Annotated in this window: 13 protein-coding genes; 10 read left to right on the plus strand and 3 right to left on the minus strand. The window is 57.0% G+C overall.

Annotated features, from left to right (window positions below):
• Nucleotides 1–117 precede the first annotated feature (117 nt).
• The 3 genes from ptsP (at nt 118) to O1W68_RS11800 (ending at nt 4,422) form a co-directional block, all read left to right on the plus strand.
• Entirely contained in the window at nt 118–1,848 is a 1,731-nt protein-coding gene (gene ptsP / locus O1W68_RS11790; RefSeq protein WP_269303683.1) for a phosphoenolpyruvate--protein phosphotransferase, read from the plus strand.
• 29 nt (nt 1,849–1,877) lie between these two features.
• On the plus strand, nt 1,878–3,143 hold the full coding sequence (locus O1W68_RS11795) for a uracil-xanthine permease family protein (RefSeq protein ID WP_269303684.1): 1,266 nt from the start codon (nt 1,878–1,880) through the stop codon (nt 3,141–3,143).
• Nucleotides 3,144–3,279: 136 nt separating this feature from the next.
• Nucleotides 3,280–4,422 carry an acyl-CoA dehydrogenase family protein gene (locus tag O1W68_RS11800; protein WP_186626660.1) on the plus strand — a complete coding sequence of 381 codons (1,143 nt, stop codon included), beginning with the start codon at nt 3,280–3,282 and terminating at the stop codon, nt 4,420–4,422.
• A gap of 83 nt (nt 4,423–4,505) precedes the next feature.
• On the opposite strand, the gene lexA is transcribed toward O1W68_RS11800, so the two are convergent.
• Nucleotides 4,506–5,204 (minus strand): transcriptional repressor LexA, encoded by a 699-nt coding sequence (gene lexA, locus O1W68_RS11805; protein WP_084348973.1) that lies wholly within the window; start codon nt 5,202–5,204, stop codon nt 4,506–4,508.
• 413 nt (nt 5,205–5,617) lie between these two features.
• Here lexA and O1W68_RS11810 point away from each other — a divergent pair, with 413 nt between their 5' ends.
• Together O1W68_RS11810 and nrdR are read left to right on the plus strand one after the other, a co-directional pair.
• Nucleotides 5,618–6,187, plus strand: a complete 570-nt coding sequence (locus O1W68_RS11810) for a hypothetical protein (RefSeq protein ID WP_269303686.1) — start codon at nt 5,618–5,620, stop codon at nt 6,185–6,187.
• Nucleotides 6,188–6,362: 175 nt separating this feature from the next.
• Nucleotides 6,363–6,830: a transcriptional regulator NrdR gene (gene nrdR, locus O1W68_RS11815; RefSeq protein ID WP_269303786.1), complete on the plus strand. Its 468-nt coding sequence runs from the start codon at nt 6,363–6,365 to the stop codon at nt 6,828–6,830.
• Nucleotides 6,831–6,876: 46 nt separating this feature from the next.
• On the opposite strand, the gene hrpA is transcribed toward nrdR, so the two are convergent.
• A complete protein-coding gene (gene hrpA / locus O1W68_RS11820; RefSeq protein ID WP_269303688.1) occupies nt 6,877–10,782 on the minus strand; it encodes an ATP-dependent RNA helicase HrpA in 3,906 nt (1,301 codons plus the stop codon).
• Between the two features lie 93 nt (nt 10,783–10,875).
• Here hrpA and O1W68_RS11825 point away from each other — a divergent pair, with 93 nt between their 5' ends.
• Genes O1W68_RS11825 through O1W68_RS11835 form a run of 3 tightly spaced genes read left to right on the plus strand, consistent with a single transcriptional unit; the run spans nt 10,876 to nt 13,063 of the window.
• Nucleotides 10,876–11,544 carry a Pr6Pr family membrane protein gene (locus O1W68_RS11825; RefSeq protein ID WP_269303690.1) on the plus strand — a complete coding sequence of 223 codons (669 nt, stop codon included), beginning with the start codon at nt 10,876–10,878 and terminating at the stop codon, nt 11,542–11,544.
• Nucleotides 11,508–12,800: a recombinase family protein gene (locus tag O1W68_RS11830; RefSeq protein ID WP_269303691.1), complete on the plus strand. Its 1,293-nt coding sequence runs from the start codon at nt 11,508–11,510 to the stop codon at nt 12,798–12,800. The genes O1W68_RS11825 and O1W68_RS11830 overlap by 37 nt, the downstream gene beginning before the upstream one ends.
• 38 nt (nt 12,801–12,838) lie before the next feature.
• The gene (locus O1W68_RS11835; RefSeq protein WP_269303693.1) at nt 12,839–13,063 is read left to right on the plus strand and encodes a hypothetical protein; all 225 of its coding nucleotides are present in this window, start codon (nt 12,839–12,841) and stop codon (nt 13,061–13,063) included.
• 1,831 nt (nt 13,064–14,894) lie between these two features.
• Here the strand turns inward: O1W68_RS11835 and O1W68_RS11840 are convergent.
• The gene (locus tag O1W68_RS11840) at nt 14,895–15,812 is read right to left on the minus strand and encodes a hypothetical protein (RefSeq protein ID WP_269303694.1); all 918 of its coding nucleotides are present in this window, start codon (nt 15,810–15,812) and stop codon (nt 14,895–14,897) included.
• Between the two features lie 138 nt (nt 15,813–15,950).
• On the opposite strand from O1W68_RS11840, the gene O1W68_RS21620 reads away from it, so the two are divergent.
• Both O1W68_RS21620 and O1W68_RS11845 read left to right on the plus strand, forming a co-directional pair.
• Nucleotides 15,951–16,325, plus strand: a complete 375-nt coding sequence (locus tag O1W68_RS21620; protein WP_442972336.1) for an HNH endonuclease signature motif containing protein — start codon at nt 15,951–15,953, stop codon at nt 16,323–16,325.
• A gap of 121 nt (nt 16,326–16,446) precedes the next feature.
• Complete coding sequence (locus O1W68_RS11845; RefSeq protein ID WP_269303695.1) at nt 16,447–16,998, plus strand: hypothetical protein; 552 nt, start codon at nt 16,447–16,449, stop codon at nt 16,996–16,998.
• Nucleotides 16,999–17,677: the final 679 nt, after the last annotated feature.

Below are 17,677 nucleotides of genomic sequence, written 5' to 3' on the forward strand. Positions count from 1 at the left end.
TTTATGTTGTTTTACGCCCGTATGTGTTGACATGTCAAGAGCAAAGAGTAATCTCAGTCACATCAGAGGTAGTTCTACGAGTCACACCACACTTGTTCCAGAAACCGAGGAGGACGCATGGCGGGATCGCTTCGAGCCGATACACGAGAAGGTGCCACGGCTGCAGGAGAAGCCCTGACGTTGTCGGGCTCGTCGGTTCTGCATGGAACGCCGGTAGTCCCGGGTGTCGGGTACGGCCCGGTCATCCGCCCGGGCAAGCGTCCGGACGTCCCGGTCGACACGACTGTCGTCGACGAGGCGGAACGAGGAACCGAACTCGAACGATTCCGTTCGAGCGCGGCGAATGTTTCGGTGAGACTGCGCGCACGTGCGGAACTGGCCACCGGAGCAGCGTCGGAAGTGCTCTCGGCAAATGCGGCGATGGCCCAGGATCGAGGCTGGATCGGCGCCGCCGAGAAACTTATCGGGAAGGGTGCTCTTGCCACCTCGGCAACCGTCGCCGCAACCGAGCAGTTCATCGCAATGTTCACCAAGCTCGGCGGTCTGATGGCCGAGCGCGTGACCGATCTCCGTGATATCCGCGACCGTGTCATCGCCGAAATACTGGGGATCCCCGAGCCGGGGGTTCCGACTCCCGAGACACCCTCGGTACTCTTCGCCGACGATTTGGCGCCTGCTGACACGGCTGGACTCGACTCGAGTCTGGTTCTCGCACTGGCAACATCACTCGGTGGACCGACAAGCCACACCGCAATCATTGCGCGTCAGCTCGGCATCCCGTGCGTCGTGGCCGTCACGGGGCTCGACGACGTAGCCGAAGGTGCTCCCGCTCTGGTGAACGGAATCACCGGCGATATCGTGCTCGAGCCCGATGCTGCCCTCGCGAAAGCCTCGGTGGACTCGGCTCGAGCCGAATTGGATCGGGTGTCCCACTGGGCAGGGCCCGGAGTTACAGCAGACGGTCACCGAGTCGACATCCTTGCCAACGTTCAGGACGGCGCGGGAGCTCGCGCAGCGCGGAAGACTGCCGCCGACGGGATCGGACTCTTTCGCACCGAACTGTGCTTCCTGGACCGCGACTCGGAACCGACCGTCGATGAGCAGGCCGAAATCTATGGTCAAGTTCTCGATGCGTTCGCCGGGCACAAGGTTGTCGTTCGTACCCTCGACGCCGGATCGGACAAGCCCCTACGTTTCGCCAATCATCCGGACGAGGCAAACCCCGCACTGGGTATTCGAGGCATCCGAATCGCCGAGCAGGACAGAGGAATTCTTTATCGTCAGCTCGACGGGATCGCCGCGGCTGCTGCAGCAACCAATTCGAAGCCTTGGGTGATGGCACCGATGATTGCCACCGCGGCCGAAGCCGCCGCGTTCGCCGCCGACGTCCGCGAGAGGGGTTTGACTCCGGGTGTCATGATCGAGGTTCCGGCCGCGGCGCTGCTCGCCGAGCACATTCTCGAGCATGTGGAGTTTCTGTCGATCGGAACGAATGATCTGGCGCAATACACCATGGCTGCCGATCGGATGTCCTCCCAACTCGCATCGCTCACCGATCCGTGGCAGCCAGCGGTCATCGCGTTGGTCGCCCACACCGCGAAGGCCGGTATGGCAGTGGGCAAGCCGGTTGGAGTGTGTGGAGAGGCCGCCGCCGACCCTCTGTTGGCGTGTGTACTGGTCGGCCTGGGTGTCACGTCTCTGTCCGCTGCGTCGGCTGCAGTTGCACACGTAGGGGCGAAACTGTCCACGGTCACGCTCGAGCAATGCCGGCGCGCGGCCGCGGCCGCGTCGAAGACCGACAGTGCCACCGCGGCACGTGAGGCGGCAGCGTCGATCCTGAACGAGTGACTAAGCGACGGGCTCTAGGATTCGAAGCCGTGAGACTACAATTCGGATGGACCCTGCACGGCAACGGCAAGAACGTCGAGCCAGGGGCGGTAGTAGCACCGGACCAGCGTTTGTCCTGGCCGCGAACCGTGGGTATCGGTATGCAGCACGTCATCGCCATGTTCGGCGCCACGTTGCTCGTCCCCACAGTGACCGGATTTCCCGTCACCACGACACTGTTGTTCTCGGGCATCGGTACCGCCCTTTTCCTCGTGATCACGCGGGGGCGGATTCCCAGTTATCTCGGGTCCTCGTTCGCCTTCATCGCACCGCTCAGCGCGGCACAGGCCAGCGGCCCTGCCGCGCAGCTCGGCGCCGTCATGTCCGTGGGCGTCGTGCTGACCCTCGTCGGCGTCATCGTCAAGTTCGCGGGCGGACGACTCATCGAAGCGGTGATGCCTCCGGTCGTCACAGGTGCAGTTGTGGTTCTCATCGGACTCAACCTCGCTCCCGCAGCGACGTCGTCGTTCGAGGCGCAGCCGCTCGTGGCCGCCGTGACTCTCGCGGCGATTCTGCTGGTGACCGTCGCCGGCCCGGGACTGCTCGGCCGCCTCGGAATCCTCGTCGGTGTCATCGTCGGATGGGTTTTCGCTGCACTGTCCGGGCAGATCTCCGACGTCAAACTCGACGCGATGAGGGCTGCAGAATGGATCGGTATTCCCGAATTCCGCGGACCGACGTTCGAATTGTCCGTCGTCCTCATCGCACTACCCGTTGTCATCGTTCTCGTGGCCGAGAACGTCGGCCACGTCAAAGCAGTGTCGGCAATGACGGGTAAGAAACTCGACGACCTCGCCGGAGACGCACTCATCGCAGATGGATTGGCGACGACGCTGGCAGGTGCTGCGGGTGGCTCGGGCACGACGACCTACGCCGAGAACATCGGCGTGATGGCGGCGACCCGCGTGTATTCGACCGCGGCCTACTGGGTGGCCGCGGTGACGGCCGTCGTGCTCGCGTTCTCGCCGAAGTTCGGCGCGTTGGTGTTCACGGTCCCGGACGGAGTCATCGGTGGCGCGACACTGGTTCTGTACGGACTGATCGGCCTGCTGGGTGTGCGGATCTGGTCAGATAGCAAGGTCGATTTCACCGATCCTGTCAACCTCGTTGTCGTTGCTGCGGCCATCGTTGCCGGTATCGGCGATCTGACGCTGACGGTCGGGTCGGTGGAGCTCGGCGGTATCGCCTGGGGATCGGTCGGAATCTTGGTCGGCTATCCCGTGCTGCGCGCCCTTTCTCGCACACAGCGCCGATAGCAGCACTGTCTTCGGTCACCGATTCCGCGCGGCTCGGTCATCGACCGTGTTACCAATTCGGCCGTAGGCTCGAATGACGTCAGTTCACCGGCGGTGAAAAATTGTGTCGCCGGTTGGCAATTCGAAGGAGACCGAAGTGGAACGCACGATATTCGATTCCGAGCACGACATGTTTCGCGAGTCGTACCGCAAGTTCCTCGACCAACACGTTGCGCCGAACCACGCCAAGTGGGAAGAGCAGAATCTCGTCGATCGTTGGGTGTGGGTAGAAGCTGGAAAGCAGGGATTCCTCGGCACCGACGTGCCGGAGGAGTACGGCGGTGGCGGTGTCAAGGACTTCCGCTACAACGCCATCGTCACCGAGGAAACGACCCGCGGCGGCTACAGCGGAATCGGATTCACGCTGCACAACGACGTCGTGGCGCCATACCTCATCAATCTGACGAACGAAGAACAGAAGCAGCGTTGGCTACCCGGATTCAGTTCCGGTGAGTTGATCACCGCGATCGCGATGACCGAGCCCGGTACCGGTAGCGACCTGCAGGGAATCAAGACCAAGGCCGTTCGTGATGGTGACGAATGGGTCCTCAACGGGTCGAAGACGTTCATCACCAACGGAATCAATGCCGACCTCGTCATCGTCGTAGCCTGCACCGACCCCGACAAGGGTGCGCAGGGATTCAGCTTGCTCGTTGTCGAGCGCGACATGCCTGGTTTCGAACGTGGACGCAATCTCGACAAGATCGGGATGAAGGCGCAGGACACGGCTGAGCTCAGCTTCACCGACGTTCGCGTGCCGGCCGCGAACCTACTCGGTGAGGAGGGGATGGGCTTCATCTACCTGATGCAGAACCTGCCTCAGGAACGACTGTCCATTGCGGTCGTCGCAGCAGCCGCTATGGAGTCGGCGCTCGACATGACAATTCAGTACTGCCGTGATCGCAAGGCCTTCGGTAAGTCCATCGGCAAATTCCAGAACACACGATTCGTGCTGGCGGAGTTGGCAACCGAGACGACGGCCTCACGGATCATGGTCGACAAATTCATCGAACTGCTCAACGACGGCAAGCTGACGGTCCAGGAAGCCGCTATGGCCAAGTGGTGGACCACGGAGAATCAGGTGCGTCTCATCGACCGTTGCCTGCAACTGCACGGCGGATACGGATACATGAAGGAATACCCGATCGCCAAGGCGTACATGGACTCTCGGGTGCAGACGATCTACGGCGGAACGACCGAGATCATGAAGGAAATCATCGGGCGAGGACTGAATCTCTAACACTCACCTTCCAACCGATACAGATCAAGGGCCGCAACCTCGAAACGAGAGGTTGCGGCCCTTAATCTGTACGAACTCGCTGATCAGAGCTTGCGCATGACCGTGACGACCTTGCCGAGGATGGCTGCGTCATTGCCCGGGATCGGCTCGAACAAAGGGTTGTGCGGCAACAGCCATACCTCACCCTTGGTGCGCTTGAACGTCTTCACCGTGGCTTCGCCATCGATCATGGCCGCAACGATGTCGCCGTTGTCGGCGACGCTCTGCTGTCGAACCACCACCCAGTCGCCATCGCAGATTGCTGCTTCGATCATGGACTCGCCGACTACTCTCAGCAGGAACAGGGAACCCTGGCCGACCAGTTCGCGGGGGAGTGGGAAAACGTCTTCGACTGCCTGCTCGGCAAGAATCGGACCGCCGGCAGCGATTCGTCCCAATACCGGAACGAACGTCGGGGTCGGCAGCTGATCTTCCGCAGGCGCCGACCCGTCGGCTACGGCTGCAGCGTGGTCTGCCTGTACCTCGTCGAGGCCGCGTACATCGACTGCGCGTGGGCGGTTTGGATCACGTCGGAGGAAGCCTTTGCGCTCCAGCGTTCGAAGTTGATGAGCGACCGACGACGTAGAGGTCAACCCGACCGCATCCCCGATCTCCCGGATACTCGGCGGGTAGCCACGCTCGGTCACCGATGCTCTGATGACCTCGAGAACCTTGCGCTGACGTTCGGTCAGACCCGCATTGATGTCGGTGCCCTCACCTTCGAACGCCTTCGCCGTCGGCACCGAGGTCGCCTTGGCGGTTGCGGTTGCCTTGGCAGTTCCGGCAATCTTGGCGACCGGCGCGTCGGTCTTTCCGCCGGTGGCACTTCCGCGTGATTTCGCGCTCGGTGCCGTAGCCTTCGTCTTCCCGGGTGCCTTCCCGACTGCTTTGCCTGTGGACTTCGGTGACCCTGACGAGGTCTCTTCTTTCATTCGTTCATCCTCCTGCATCGCCTTCCCCTGCCGGGACTTCTCGAGTGCTCGAGTGGCCCGAACGCGTGGTGTGGATGTGACGTGTGGTTTCTGACACGAATCTAGCCCGAAATCCCTGTTCGATCAAACATCTGTTCGATCCGTGTCGTAACTTCTGCTGACATTGTCCGAGTCGCGTGATAGAACTTCGAACAAGCGTTCATCGAACGCCTGATCGAACAAAGGTGAATATCGCGGCACCCGCGGGCATCGTCACGGTCGATCTGTACACCGCAGTGGAGGTTCCGATGAGCATCACGACAGAGCGCCCAAGAGCTCTCACCAGTCTCGCAGCAGCAGGTCGTAGTGCAGACGGTCGCAGTGCAGACGGTCGCAGTGCAGGCGGTCGCAGTGCAGGCGGTCGCGACACCCTCGATCGCGACACCCTCGATCGCACAGCACGCTCGGCGTCGTCTGTCCGTACTTCTCGGCCGCGCACGTCATGCGCGTCACTCGAGCGTCGGCACTATCTTCACACCGCCGCGCCACAGAGTGGCGGGAACCGGTTCGTCGATCAGAGCTCCGCCGATCGACGCTTCGACGACGAGACGTCAGGTCAGACGATTTCATGGACCGCGACGATCGCGGGAGTGCTGCTCACGGTCATAGTTCTTCTGGGCTTGGTTGGGCTGGCCAATCTACGCGCCGGACATCTCGACAGCGGCGCAGCGGGGGATGTTGCGGTCGTGGAGCACGGTGGTTTCTTCGGTACTACCGTGCAGGACCTCGCCACGGCCACCGACTCAGGCCAGTGATGCAGCAGTGCCTCCTTCCGCAGACCTGCCACCTCGAAGGTCGGTGCCCGAAGCACTCCTCGGGGATCTAGCCAGGTACGCGGCACTGGGTCCGGTAGCAGTCCGAGTATCCTCGGTTCCTGCACCTCTTGCGCTACCTACGAGATGGTGTGACGGCTACGACGGAGGCTCTTACATGCATTGCCCGTTCTGCAAGCACCCTGACTCCCGCGTGGTGGACTCTCGCGAGGCCGACGAAGGTCAGGCGATCCGTCGTCGTCGCTCATGTCCGGAGTGCGGACGCCGCTTCACCACAGTGGAAACCGCTGTCCTGGCTGTAGTGAAGCGCAGCGGAGTGACCGAGCCCTTCAGTCGCGAGAAAGTGGTGCGAGGTGTCCGTCGCGCCTGCCAGGGCCGAGATGTCGACAACGACGCCCTGAATCTGTTGGCTCAGCAGGTCGAGGATGCAGTTCGGGCATCCGGATCGGCCGAGATCCCGAGCAACGAGGTCGGACTGGCCATTCTCGGTCCGCTTCGCGATCTCGACGAGGTTGCGTACCTTCGGTTCGCGTCGGTATACAAGTCTTTCAGCTCGGCCGAGGACTTCGAGAAAGAAATTCAGGATCTTCGCGAGCAACGACAGTCAGCTGCCACTGTCGACTGACGACCGCGTGCGTTGGACGGGCGTGAATGTGGTCGACGCGAGGCCGTCACTGTTGGCTGATGGCCTGGATTGCTTTTGTGATCCTTTTTTCCGATATCGGGTACGCCGTACGAATTCCTTGTGCGAAAAGTTGGATTCGCAACTCCTCGATCATCCAGAAGATCTCCTGCACTGGTTTGCTCTGCTGTCTGGCTTCCGGAAGCGACTTCAGCAGTCGGTCGTATGCCTCGTAGACTCGATCGAGTACGTTCAGACCGGTTTCGTCCCGGTTCGCGCTGCTGGGTAGTGAGCCGAGTCGCCGAGTGGCGGCGGTGAGGTACCGGGGGATTTCAGTGAGCCTGGCAGAGCCGAATTCGAATACGAAGCCATCGAACACCAGACCGGCTAGTTGTTCGCGGACGTCATCGGCGGCGTCGCCGTTGGCTCGCTCGAGTGCAGCTCGAAGCTCCATAGCTGCAGTCAGAATCGGTCGAATCAGTGCGAGTACCCGAGACGTGCGTTCGGTTACCTCGGCATTCACCGACTTGACCAGTGCTTCGAAATCTTCCGGCGAGCGTACGGGACCGCCGTGAGTACTCATCGACTCGTCGATTGCTGTCGTGCGGCAGTCCTCGAGCAGTGCTTCGATGCTGCCGTACGGATTCTGTCCGAGTGCGATTCTTTCTTTGGTCGGAATTCCAGCGATCAGGGCCTTGGTGCCGCGCGGTGCACGCTCGCTCAACAGAGCCCGGGTGCCGTTGCGCATTGCGGCACGTTGCTGGGCCGGCGTGCTCAGTACGCGGACTGCGACGCCGCCGTTTTCCGGTACGAGTGCGGGATATCCGGTGACTCGTTGGCCGCCGACGGAACGTGAGACTGTCTGCTCGAGAGTCCCCAGAGTCGACGACGTCCACGCCAGTGTTGCCGCCCGCTCGGCTTGGCCGACCGCACTGGCGACTTCGCGGTTCACTCGCGGAGACAGGGTCTGTCGGAGGGCGGTCAGGTCCTTGTTCGATCCGAGTACCTCTCCGTTGGTATCTACTGTGACGAACGTCATCCGGAGATGGTCGGGGAGCTCTGAAACCTGAAAGTCTGCCGGATCGATCCGGCATGAACCCAACCGTGAGAGTTCACGAGCCAGCGCGGTGAGAACGGGTTCCGATCTCGGCTTCATCGCCCTCAGTGCGGCGACGGCAAAGTCGGGAGCGGGCACCACGTTGCGTCGTAAAGTCTTGGGCAGCAGTTTGATCAGTGTGCTGACAAGTTCTGCTCGCATGCCCGGGACCAGCCAGTCGAATCCGACCGGTTGAACCTGCGCGAGCAGGGCGATCGGGATGCGGGCGCTGACTCCGTCGGCGGCAGAACCGGGCTCGAACTGATAAGTCAGCGGAAACTGGACCTCGCCCTGGCGCCACGCATCGGGATACTCCCCACCGAGTACGGATGCAGCATCCGGATTGACGACGGTCGATGCCGTGAAGTCGAGTAGATCCGGCGTCGTGCGTCGCGTCTTCTTCCACCACGTGTCGAAGTGGCGAGCGGAAACGGCTTCCGCCCCGATTCTGGCGTCGTAGAACTCGAAGAGTGCATCGTCGTCGACAACGATGTCGCGACGGCGGGCCCGATTCTCGAGTTCGCCGACGTCGTCGAGCAGTGCGCGGTTCTTGTGAAAGAACGGATGCTGCGTCGTCCATTCACCTTGTACCAGTGCATGTCTGATGAACAGCTCGCGTGACGCTTCTGCATCGATGCTGTGGTACCCGACCGGTCGGCCGGTCACGAGGGGAAGTCCGTACAGGGTAACGCGCTCGTACGCCATGGCAGATTGGCGTTTCGTGGACCAATGTGGCTCTGAGTACGTTCGTTTCACCAGATGTGGGGCGAGTCGTTCGGCCCATTCGGGTTCGATTCGGGCCGCCATCCGGCCCCACAGACGTCCGGTCTCGACCAGTTCCGCCGCCATCACCCAGCGTGGAGGCTTTTTGAACAGCCCGGACCCGGGGAATATCGCAAAGTGGGTTCCGCGGGCACCAAGGAATTCGCGTTTGTCACCTTCTTTGACTCCGATGTGCGAAAGGAGGCCGGCCAGGAGCGCCTGATGCAACGAATCGTGCGAGCTCGGCGCGTCGGGCACAGTCCAGCCGAGACCTCTGGTGATCTGACGTAGTTGACCGTGCAGATCCTGCCATTCGCGCACACGGAGATAGTGCAGGAATTCGTTTCGACACATTCTTCGAAACTGATTCGAGGACAGGTCGTTTCGTTGGTCGCGAAGGTATTCCCATAGTGCTGTGTACGACAGGAAGTCCGAGTTCGGAGCCGTGAATCTTGCGTGCTGCTCATCGGCTGCTTGCTGGTGTTCGGCTGGACGTTCGCGAACGTCCTGGATGGACATCGCAGAAACAACGACGAGAGCGTCGGCGAGCGCGCCCGTCTTGTTCGCTTCCACGAGCATGCGGGCCATGCGCGGATCGACTGGAAGCTGAGCCAGCTCGCGCCCTATCGGTGTGAGCTCGGACTCGCCGGTGTTCGAGGACGGCTTCAACGCCCCCAACTCTTCGAGCAAACCGATTCCGTCGCGAATGCTACGCGGATCGGGCGGCTCGACAAAGGGGAATGCATCGATCTTGCCCAGGCCAAGGGAGGTCATTTGCAGGATTACCGAAGCGAGGTTGGTGCGGAGGATCTCCGGTTCGGTGAACGGTGGCCGTGCATCGAAGTCGTCTTCGGAGTACAGACGGATGCAGATTCCGTCGGCCACACGGCCACACCTACCTGCCCGCTGACGGGCCGATGCCTGCGAAATCGGCTCGATAGGGAGTCGCTGGACCTTGGTGCGCAACGAGTAGCGCGAGATTCGCGCGGTACCGGGGTCGACGACGTATCTGATCCCGGGAACCGTCAGTGACGTCTCGGCGACGTTGGTCGAGAGAACGACGCGGCGGCCGGTGTGCGAGGAGAATACTCGGTGCTGTTCATCGGCGGACAAGCGAGCGTAAAGGGGTACGACCTCGGTGTTGCGTAGTTGCCTATCGCGCAACGCATCGGCCGTATCGCGGATTTCGCGTTCCCCGGAGAGGAAGACGAGAATGTCGCCTTCACCTTCGGCCATGAGTTCGTCTACGGCATCGCATGCCGCGTCGACGGGATCTCGGTCGACTGTGGTCTCGCCTGCGTCGACCGTCAGGGGCCGATAGCGCATCTCCACGGGGAACGTGCGGCCGGACACTTCGATGATTGGGGCCGGTACACCGTCCCGGGCGAAGTGCTGGGCGAATCGTTCCGGATCGATCGTTGCGGAGGTGATGATCACCTTCAAATCGGGCCGGCGGGGGAGTAGCTGAGCCAGGTAGCCGAGGATGAAGTCGATGTTCAGGCTTCGTTCGTGAGCCTCGTCGATGATGAGTGTGTCGTACTGCCGAAGCATCCGGTCCCGTTGAATCTCGGCCAAGAGAATTCCATCGGTCATCAGCTTGACCAGTGTCGAGTCCGAGGATTGGTCGGTGAATCTGACCTTGTAACCGATTGATTGTCCGATAGTCTCGCCCACCTCCTCGGCGATGCGCTCGGCAACTGTTCTGGCAGCGAGTCGACGGGGTTGGGTGTGTCCGATGGATCCTCGAATCCCACGGCCCAGTTCGAGACAGATCTTGGGAATCTGTGTCGTTTTGCCCGATCCGGTTTCGCCGGCGACGATCACGATCTGATGTTGCTCGATGGCGGCGGCGATGTCGTCCTTGCGACGGCTGACCGGAAGCGCCTCGGGGTACTCGATCGTCGGGAGCGCGGCCCGCCGGTTGGCGGTCAGAGTCTCGGCGCGAGTGATCTCGGGTTCGATCGCTGCCAGGGCATCGTCGGTGCGGGCACGTTCGAGCTTGCGGCGGAGGCGGTGGGCGTCGCGCACGGAGACCGACGAAAGTCGGGTGGTCAGGGTGCGTCTGAGACTCGAAGACGGGGATGTTGATGTGGACATGCTGCCCACCAGGGTATCTGCCCGGTGGCGCGAGAGCAGGACTGCCCGACGCAAACGTGGGGAAATCACTTCCTGGCCGTGCCAAGATCGACTATGACGACCTCGCGGCAAGCCCCCGCTGTACTCGGTACACCCGTGCCCGTGAGGGCTTTGCGACTTCTGTTTGCTGCGCTCACGTTCGCCGCGCTCTCGTGGATCGTCGCACAGGGCCTGGACAGTAGCTCGTTCTCGCTCTCCAACTACTTCAGCTACTTCACCGTGCTCAGCAATGTTCTGACTGTCCTAGTGCTTACCGTGGGCGGGGTGGCAGACCCGCAGGGGGAGCGCTGGCAGTTGTTCCGCGGGGGTGTGACGTTGTACATGGTGATCACCGGGATCATCTACGCCGTTCTTCTCGCCGGGATCGACGTCGGCGTCGCGGATCCGTGGACCAACAACGTGGTTCATCGAATCATGCCGGTGGTGATTCTGATCGACTGGATCGTGGTGCCGTCGCGTCGGAAAATTTCCGAGGCGCAGTCGCTGATCTGGCTTGCCTTTCCCTTCGCCTACGGGATCTACACTCTGATCCGCGGCCCCATCGTCGACTGGTATCCGTATCCGTTCCTCGACTCTAAAGGTATCTTGAGGGATACCTCCGAGCCGAGGGAAGGAATACCGTGTCAACTGCTATCTACTGCCGTAAGTCCACCAAAACGGACACCGAGGACCAGGCACCGTCTGTCATGGTCCAGGCCGATGCCTGCCGTAGGTACGCACTAGATCAGAACCTAGGCCCTGTAGCCGACTACACCGACGATGCCCTATCAGGGAAGTCTGGTGTACATCGTCCTGAGTTCGAGCGACTGAAGGCCGATATAGGCCGAGGAATCGTCAAGTCTGTTGTCTGCTATCGGAGCGACCGACTCAGCCGAGACACGCTAGATATGTTGGTATTCAACCGACTGATAACCCAACACGGCGTATCCAGTCACTCAGTGTCCGAGGGTGGCAGGATCGATCTGGATACGGCAGCGGGTCGTATGCAGGCAGGTATACGCGGGATATTCGGTGCATACGAGCGTGAGCAGACAGCCGAGCGGGTTGTAGCCAAGCAGCGATACCAAGCCCAACAGGGGATGGTTGCACCAGGCCGATACCGTCTGTACGGGTATGCCGACAAGAAGCGGGAAGAGATCGACCCTGCCGAGGCCAAAGTCGTAGTTCAGCTAGCCCATGACTTCCTAAGAGGTCTGCCGCTGTATGCCCTAGCCGTGGATCTGAATAGTCGAGGCATACCCAAACGATCCGGTGCTACATGGGAACCTAAGGATATTCGTCGTCTACTTCTCAATCCTGCCTACACCGGACTGCGTTCTTTTCAGGGTGAAATAGTGGCCGAGGGTAAATGGCCGAAGATTATCGAACGGGATCTATGGGACCGACTACAGCTCGAATTGAAGCGCCGTAAGGGTCGTCAGAGGATCACCAAAGCCTCACATCTGCTATCGGGTCTACTCTACTGCGCCAACTGTCATACGAAGCTAGCGGCAGGGAAGAACGGTAAATACGAAAGCTATATCTGTCCGACACCTAAAGGTTGTGGCAAGGTCAGTCGTAGCCGTAAGCCGATCAATGACACAATCGAAATGTTGACTATGCTTCAAATTCGTAGATTGCCGATTATGCCGAAGGCAGCAGATCGAACCGAGCTGGACAAAATCGAATCTGACATTGAACTACTGTCAGAGGCTCGAAAAGCAAATAGAATTGATATGGTCACTTTCTTGGATCAGAACGAGGCACTACAGAAGCAACGATCTAAGCTGGCAGTAGTACTCGCTAACGACGTAATGCTCTCTACCTTGTCCGGAAGGGCAGGACAGTTCCAACGGTCACCGATGGACGAGAAGCGCGAGACAATCCGCAGATTCTTTCCGGCGATAGGTATCAAGCCTGCCGGTAGAGGAGTGAAGTTCAATATAAAGCAGCTCGAACTACCCGAGCCTGTCGGGTACTGCCGTGTCGAGGCGATATAATGCAGATGACACCATTACTCAGTCGAAGGGAAGATTGAATGTATGAACACGAGGTCAGAGTCTACGTACCGGATGGCGATACTCAGACATTCGACTACGACACGCAAAACGATGAAGCACTTAGTCTAGTCCACGAGATTGAGATGAAGGGCTACATCGTGGACAAGAAAAACGTCTACGAAGCAACAGTTGAGGAGCGGAAGAAAATCAGTAGCGACCCGGTTCCAGTGGCAATCGAATATTATTTCGTGAAAAAGTCATGAAGTCGGAGTATAATATTGAATGTCAGAATGAAATAGGTTACGACCAATCATTCTGCCACATTAAGCCGTAGTCCTACCCGGCAATATAGGCTGACAGTGCCCTAGGGGAGATCCTGGGGCACTGTTCTATCAGTAGTAGATACCGATGCTATTCAGGATTGGTTGCAGGACATTGACCAGGAAGTCTGAGATCACGAACCCGACTGCCTCGACTCCCGGCCTAGCCCACTCAGGTGCCCACGGATACGGGTAGGGACTAGGGGGGGAGGCATTGGCGACTCCCAAGGCTACAAACAGGATCAGCGGGACGGACAGGGCGACTGCGGCAACTCTCAGTTTGTTCATACTGCGTAGTCGGTTTGGCTCGATGAAGCGTTACATGCACTAGTAGATAACCGTAGTCTGCAATCCATATAATATCCACCAGCTCGTAGGCAGTAGCATTCATTGCGCCCTATCTGTCATACTTCTAGGGAAGCAATAAAGGGCCTCTGGATAAACAAGCAAAACCAGATAGATGCACTTTCGTCAAAGCGAAGAATGTCCGTAAAATGGTATACTACTAAGGTACGAAAAAGAGCTTAGTAGCCTGGAAATCTACCTAATCTTGTACATTATCGTAAAGACACTTACTAGGGACTTCCAGGCTACTAGTAAGTGTCTTTCTTTGTATGGACTAGTCAGATGGTCTCGATGCTCCAGGGGGCACCGGGTGAGCCTGTATTTATCAGTACGCATGACGAGCATGTGTATCAGGATTGTTCGATCGAGAGGGTTTAAGTCAGCCCTGAGAACTTAGTTTGGTAGTGGAATCGCCGGTGGTGCTGTGAGAAGAGGCTAACGGGTAATAGGTTCCTTTGCACTGAGAAGGATACAAACAATCTAAGGGAAGTTAACCAGAGGCGACATAGGCAAACTATGTTCTCTCTACCCATAGATGTGCCCTTAAGGGGATCGGGAATATAAAGAAATAATACACAAAAATTGAATAGCAGAAATAAGTACGAAAACTTAACAAAGACAAGTCAATTTGAAAAGTACGAGCGAGACATAGCCTCGTAGATCATTCCTAATACACAACAACTAGATAACTCTAGCAAAGAACGATAATTGTTGAAATGAAGGTGCGGGGCTTCGCCCCGTAGGTACTTCTTCAATTGCAGAGAACATAGCTAAAGTTATTGAGTTGTTGGCATTAAGGATGTTGTCTCTAACACTCCCCGGCAAGCCGGGGCTGTACCTTGGAATCTTTCTCTGCAATACAAAACACTGAGATATTTACAAGTTGTTGTCCTTCTGTAAACAAGGTCTACCGACGAGGAACGAGTCGGAACACTAAGAGTTAGTTATGAACCCTGCAAGCAATACCGTCCGAAGGACAAATATATAGCAATACACAAAGCATAAACCAAACGAAAGGATTAAAGTGGTGAAAAAGAACCAACACCCGTACGCACTCGTACAACAGAGCAGTTGATAGCAGCGCGGGAGAAGTAGACGAACTGACAGTATCCAACTCTGCCAGTCTTGAAGAGTACAGAGCAGTAGTACCTAGACCTATCGATTCTGATAGCCATATAGCCACTACACCGAACGAAGACAGTACCGCCGATATGTCGGGGCAGGAGGATAAAGAAGTTGCCTAAGATTAACGTCATAGCAGTTCCCAATCCCAATCAGCGACAGCTAGACAGCGTCTTCGAGAGCATCGAGCAATTGCTACAAGTAGCTACCGAACTAGAGATGTAGACCCGCTAAGGATAAAGATGGCTATGCGGTACTGGTCGGGAAAATACGCAGGAGCTTAGTTGGATTCTGAATACATATCTACTTATCGACGGGATTTGGAAATCTTTCTCATATCATCAGCGTACTGGGTCACGCTGACCCAAAAGGGCGATCGTGAGGGGTCGATTACAACGGCCAACTGAATGATGTCGGATGCTGCTGTCAGCCGTTTGATTCCGCGTACAAATACTGTGTAGACAAGTGTTAGCGAGATAACGACTGCGATAAACCCTAACAGTAACTGCCAAGAAATCCCAGCTTCGAAGCAGTATCTAATGAACAAGAAGATTGCGATTACAAATAGTGGAGGCGTGACGCTGACACGAAAGTTACCCTCGGCCAATTCGCGATCGTAGTCATTCCAAAGCGGTGACTCGTCGCTATGTAGCTTATTCGCGATGATCGCGCTTTCGTCGTCGATGGCAGACTGGAACTGGATTAGTTTTTCGCGGTGCATCATATCGACATTGCCTAATGATCCTTTGCCGTGGAAGAAGCCTCTGAACGGTGCAAGTTCATAGTCGTGACCGTTAGTATCTATCTCGTAAGCGTTCAAAGCAGTCTCGTAGTTAGTCACTGTGTCGTTTGCAAACTTTTCAAAATGACTTAGTAGATGTTCGCTATACGGGACGTCTATGGTAGGACGAGGTTGTTTTCTTACGTGCTTCTCTCTAATGAATTTCACTGGATAGCGGCGTAAGGCCGCTGTCATTGAGTCCAGATTGAGGTCCTCCAAGCTAAGCGCCGATCCAATGAGATACGCCACAAAGGACAGAACGGCGAGTATAGCCGTTGTACCGAGTCCGCTAGCGATATCAAAAACCTGAGCGATCATAGCATTTTCTGATTCTGCGGTGGGCAGGATATCCGCAAAAGCAAGGAACATTGCTACCAACCATAAATAGCCAGTAGCTAGTGGTGTCCGTAGGTCGCGTAGACCAGGCAGGATCGCTGTCAACATGGGAGAACCATACCGGACGGTTCTCCCGTCGAGGACTTCGCCGTTGTTGTAGTTCCTGTACACGAGAATGTACAGATTTAGGTATAATCAATTGAGTCACTACATTGCATTGACGTAGTGACTAGTAGATGAACCTATATGAAATACGACAAAGAACTCAGATATGAGATAGATACGCACGATTGCTGGATATGGTCTGGAGCAAAGAACCCAGACGGCTACGGCATACTCAAGTACCAGGGTAAGAACTACCTAGCCCATCGATTCAGCTATATGCAGAACAAAGGTAAAATCGGCTGGGGACTGGAGGTAAGACATACATGCCATAACCCTAGCTGTATCAACATAGATCACCTACTACTAGGAACACACCAGCAGAACATACAGGACCGGGAAGGTCGTAAGAAGCAATTTTGCCGGGGCGGGCATGAGCTGAATAGCTCTAACAACTATAGATACAACAACAGAATCATCTGCAAGATATGCAAAGCACAGATAGCAGCTAGAATGTAAGTACGCAATAGAGCTAGATCGATATACAAAAGAACAAAGTTACTATGCAAAAAAACTAAATGTATAACTGAATGTATATATAGCAAACGAGCGCCTAAACTTAAAGGCACATTCGATTGCAATGCTAAACCGAAGCGAAGCAAGGTTTAGCGGGTCGTTAGCTTGGCTTCTCGCCGGCCTCGATTCGACAACGATATTCATATTCAAGAAAGGAATGTTTACCATCGCTAAGTACACAGAAGAGGAACGTAGGACATTTGCCGAGCTAGCCGGAGACACAGGACTAGCCAAGGCGAAGAGGGAACTCGGTTACCCAGAGTCATGGGCTACCGGGAAGAAGTGGTGCGAAGAGTTCGGGGTAGTCATAGAACTAGATGCGCTGAAGTCCAAGGCAGCTCAGTACAACAGCTTCTACGAAGAGACGGAGCTACGGATAGCTCAACAGGATCTACTGTCTCGATCCCTGGAGCTACTGGAGAACAGGGGCCTGACACCGGTAGAGCTGGACAAGGTCGCTTCAGCCATGAAGAAAGCTACCGACTCGATCCAGGCACTACGCGGTAAGGCCACATCGTTTACTGCCAAGGAAGACAGCCTAGAGTCGGACGCTCTAAAGATGTTCGATAAATACCAGAAGACTAAGGTTGACGATTCAACCAATGGTGCTTCGTGACACCATACGACTACATACAAGATGTACCGAGGGATCTACTCACATCTACTGCCGGTCGTAAGGTACTGACTCGTAACGATCCAATGATGTTTGCAATCGTATATGAACTTCATCATCTGATTAGACAGGGTGACACCGAGGCATCACTAGCTCAGTTCCATATCGATATAACCGACTATGCGAAGAGCTGGACCACCAACGAGGGCAGACGAGACTGTTGGATAGCACCTAGATCGAGCGGTAAATCAACATGGCTATTTACCCTGTTGCCATTATGGGCAGCAGCTCACGGACATAAGAAGTTCATAGCAGCATTCAGTGACTCCGAGGACCAGGCCAGCCGACACCTACAGTCGTTTAAGAACGAGCTGGATACGAACGAGCTACTGAAGAAAGACTATCCAGAATTATGCACTCCGAAGATGGGCGGGGGAGTCAAGAGGTACATAGCTCAATCCAACACCATGATTCAACAGTCCAACGGCTTCTCATTCTCTGCCAAGGGAGTGGATAGTAAGTCGTTAGGTCTCAAGATCGGTAACAACAGACCTGTGAGGTTCCCCCCGAAAAGTGGACAGTGGTCACGCGGCCATGATGGGCGCGATAAGTGACTGTTCGTAACTGTGAGGGCTGAGCATCCCGATCGTTGAGTGCCTACGGCGAGTGTTGTAGAAATTCA

It is taken from the genome of Rhodococcus sp. H36-A4, assembly GCF_027158005.1.
Lineage (GTDB): Bacteria > Actinomycetota > Actinomycetes > Mycobacteriales > Mycobacteriaceae > Rhodococcoides.

Coding starts and splice junctions, on each gene's coding strand:
- O1W68_RS11835 (WP_269303693.1), top strand. CDS start 12,839: ATGTATGAACACGAGGTCAGAGTCTACGTACCGGATGGCGATACTCAG.
- ptsP (WP_269303683.1), top strand. CDS start 118: ATGGCGGGATCGCTTCGAGCCGATACACGAGAAGGTGCCACGGCTGCA.
- O1W68_RS11825 (WP_269303690.1), top strand. CDS start 10,876: ATGACGACCTCGCGGCAAGCCCCCGCTGTACTCGGTACACCCGTGCCC.
- O1W68_RS11840 (WP_269303694.1), bottom strand. CDS start 15,812: ATGTTGACAGCGATCCTGCCTGGTCTACGCGACCTACGGACACCACTA.
- O1W68_RS21620 (WP_442972336.1), top strand. CDS start 15,951: ATGAAATACGACAAAGAACTCAGATATGAGATAGATACGCACGATTGC.
- nrdR (WP_269303786.1), top strand. CDS start 6,363: ATGCATTGCCCGTTCTGCAAGCACCCTGACTCCCGCGTGGTGGACTCT.
- O1W68_RS11830 (WP_269303691.1), top strand. CDS start 11,508: ATGGTCCAGGCCGATGCCTGCCGTAGGTACGCACTAGATCAGAACCTA.
- O1W68_RS11845 (WP_269303695.1), top strand. CDS start 16,447: ATGCTAAACCGAAGCGAAGCAAGGTTTAGCGGGTCGTTAGCTTGGCTT.
- hrpA (WP_269303688.1), bottom strand. CDS start 10,782: ATGTCCACATCAACATCCCCGTCTTCGAGTCTCAGACGCACCCTGACC.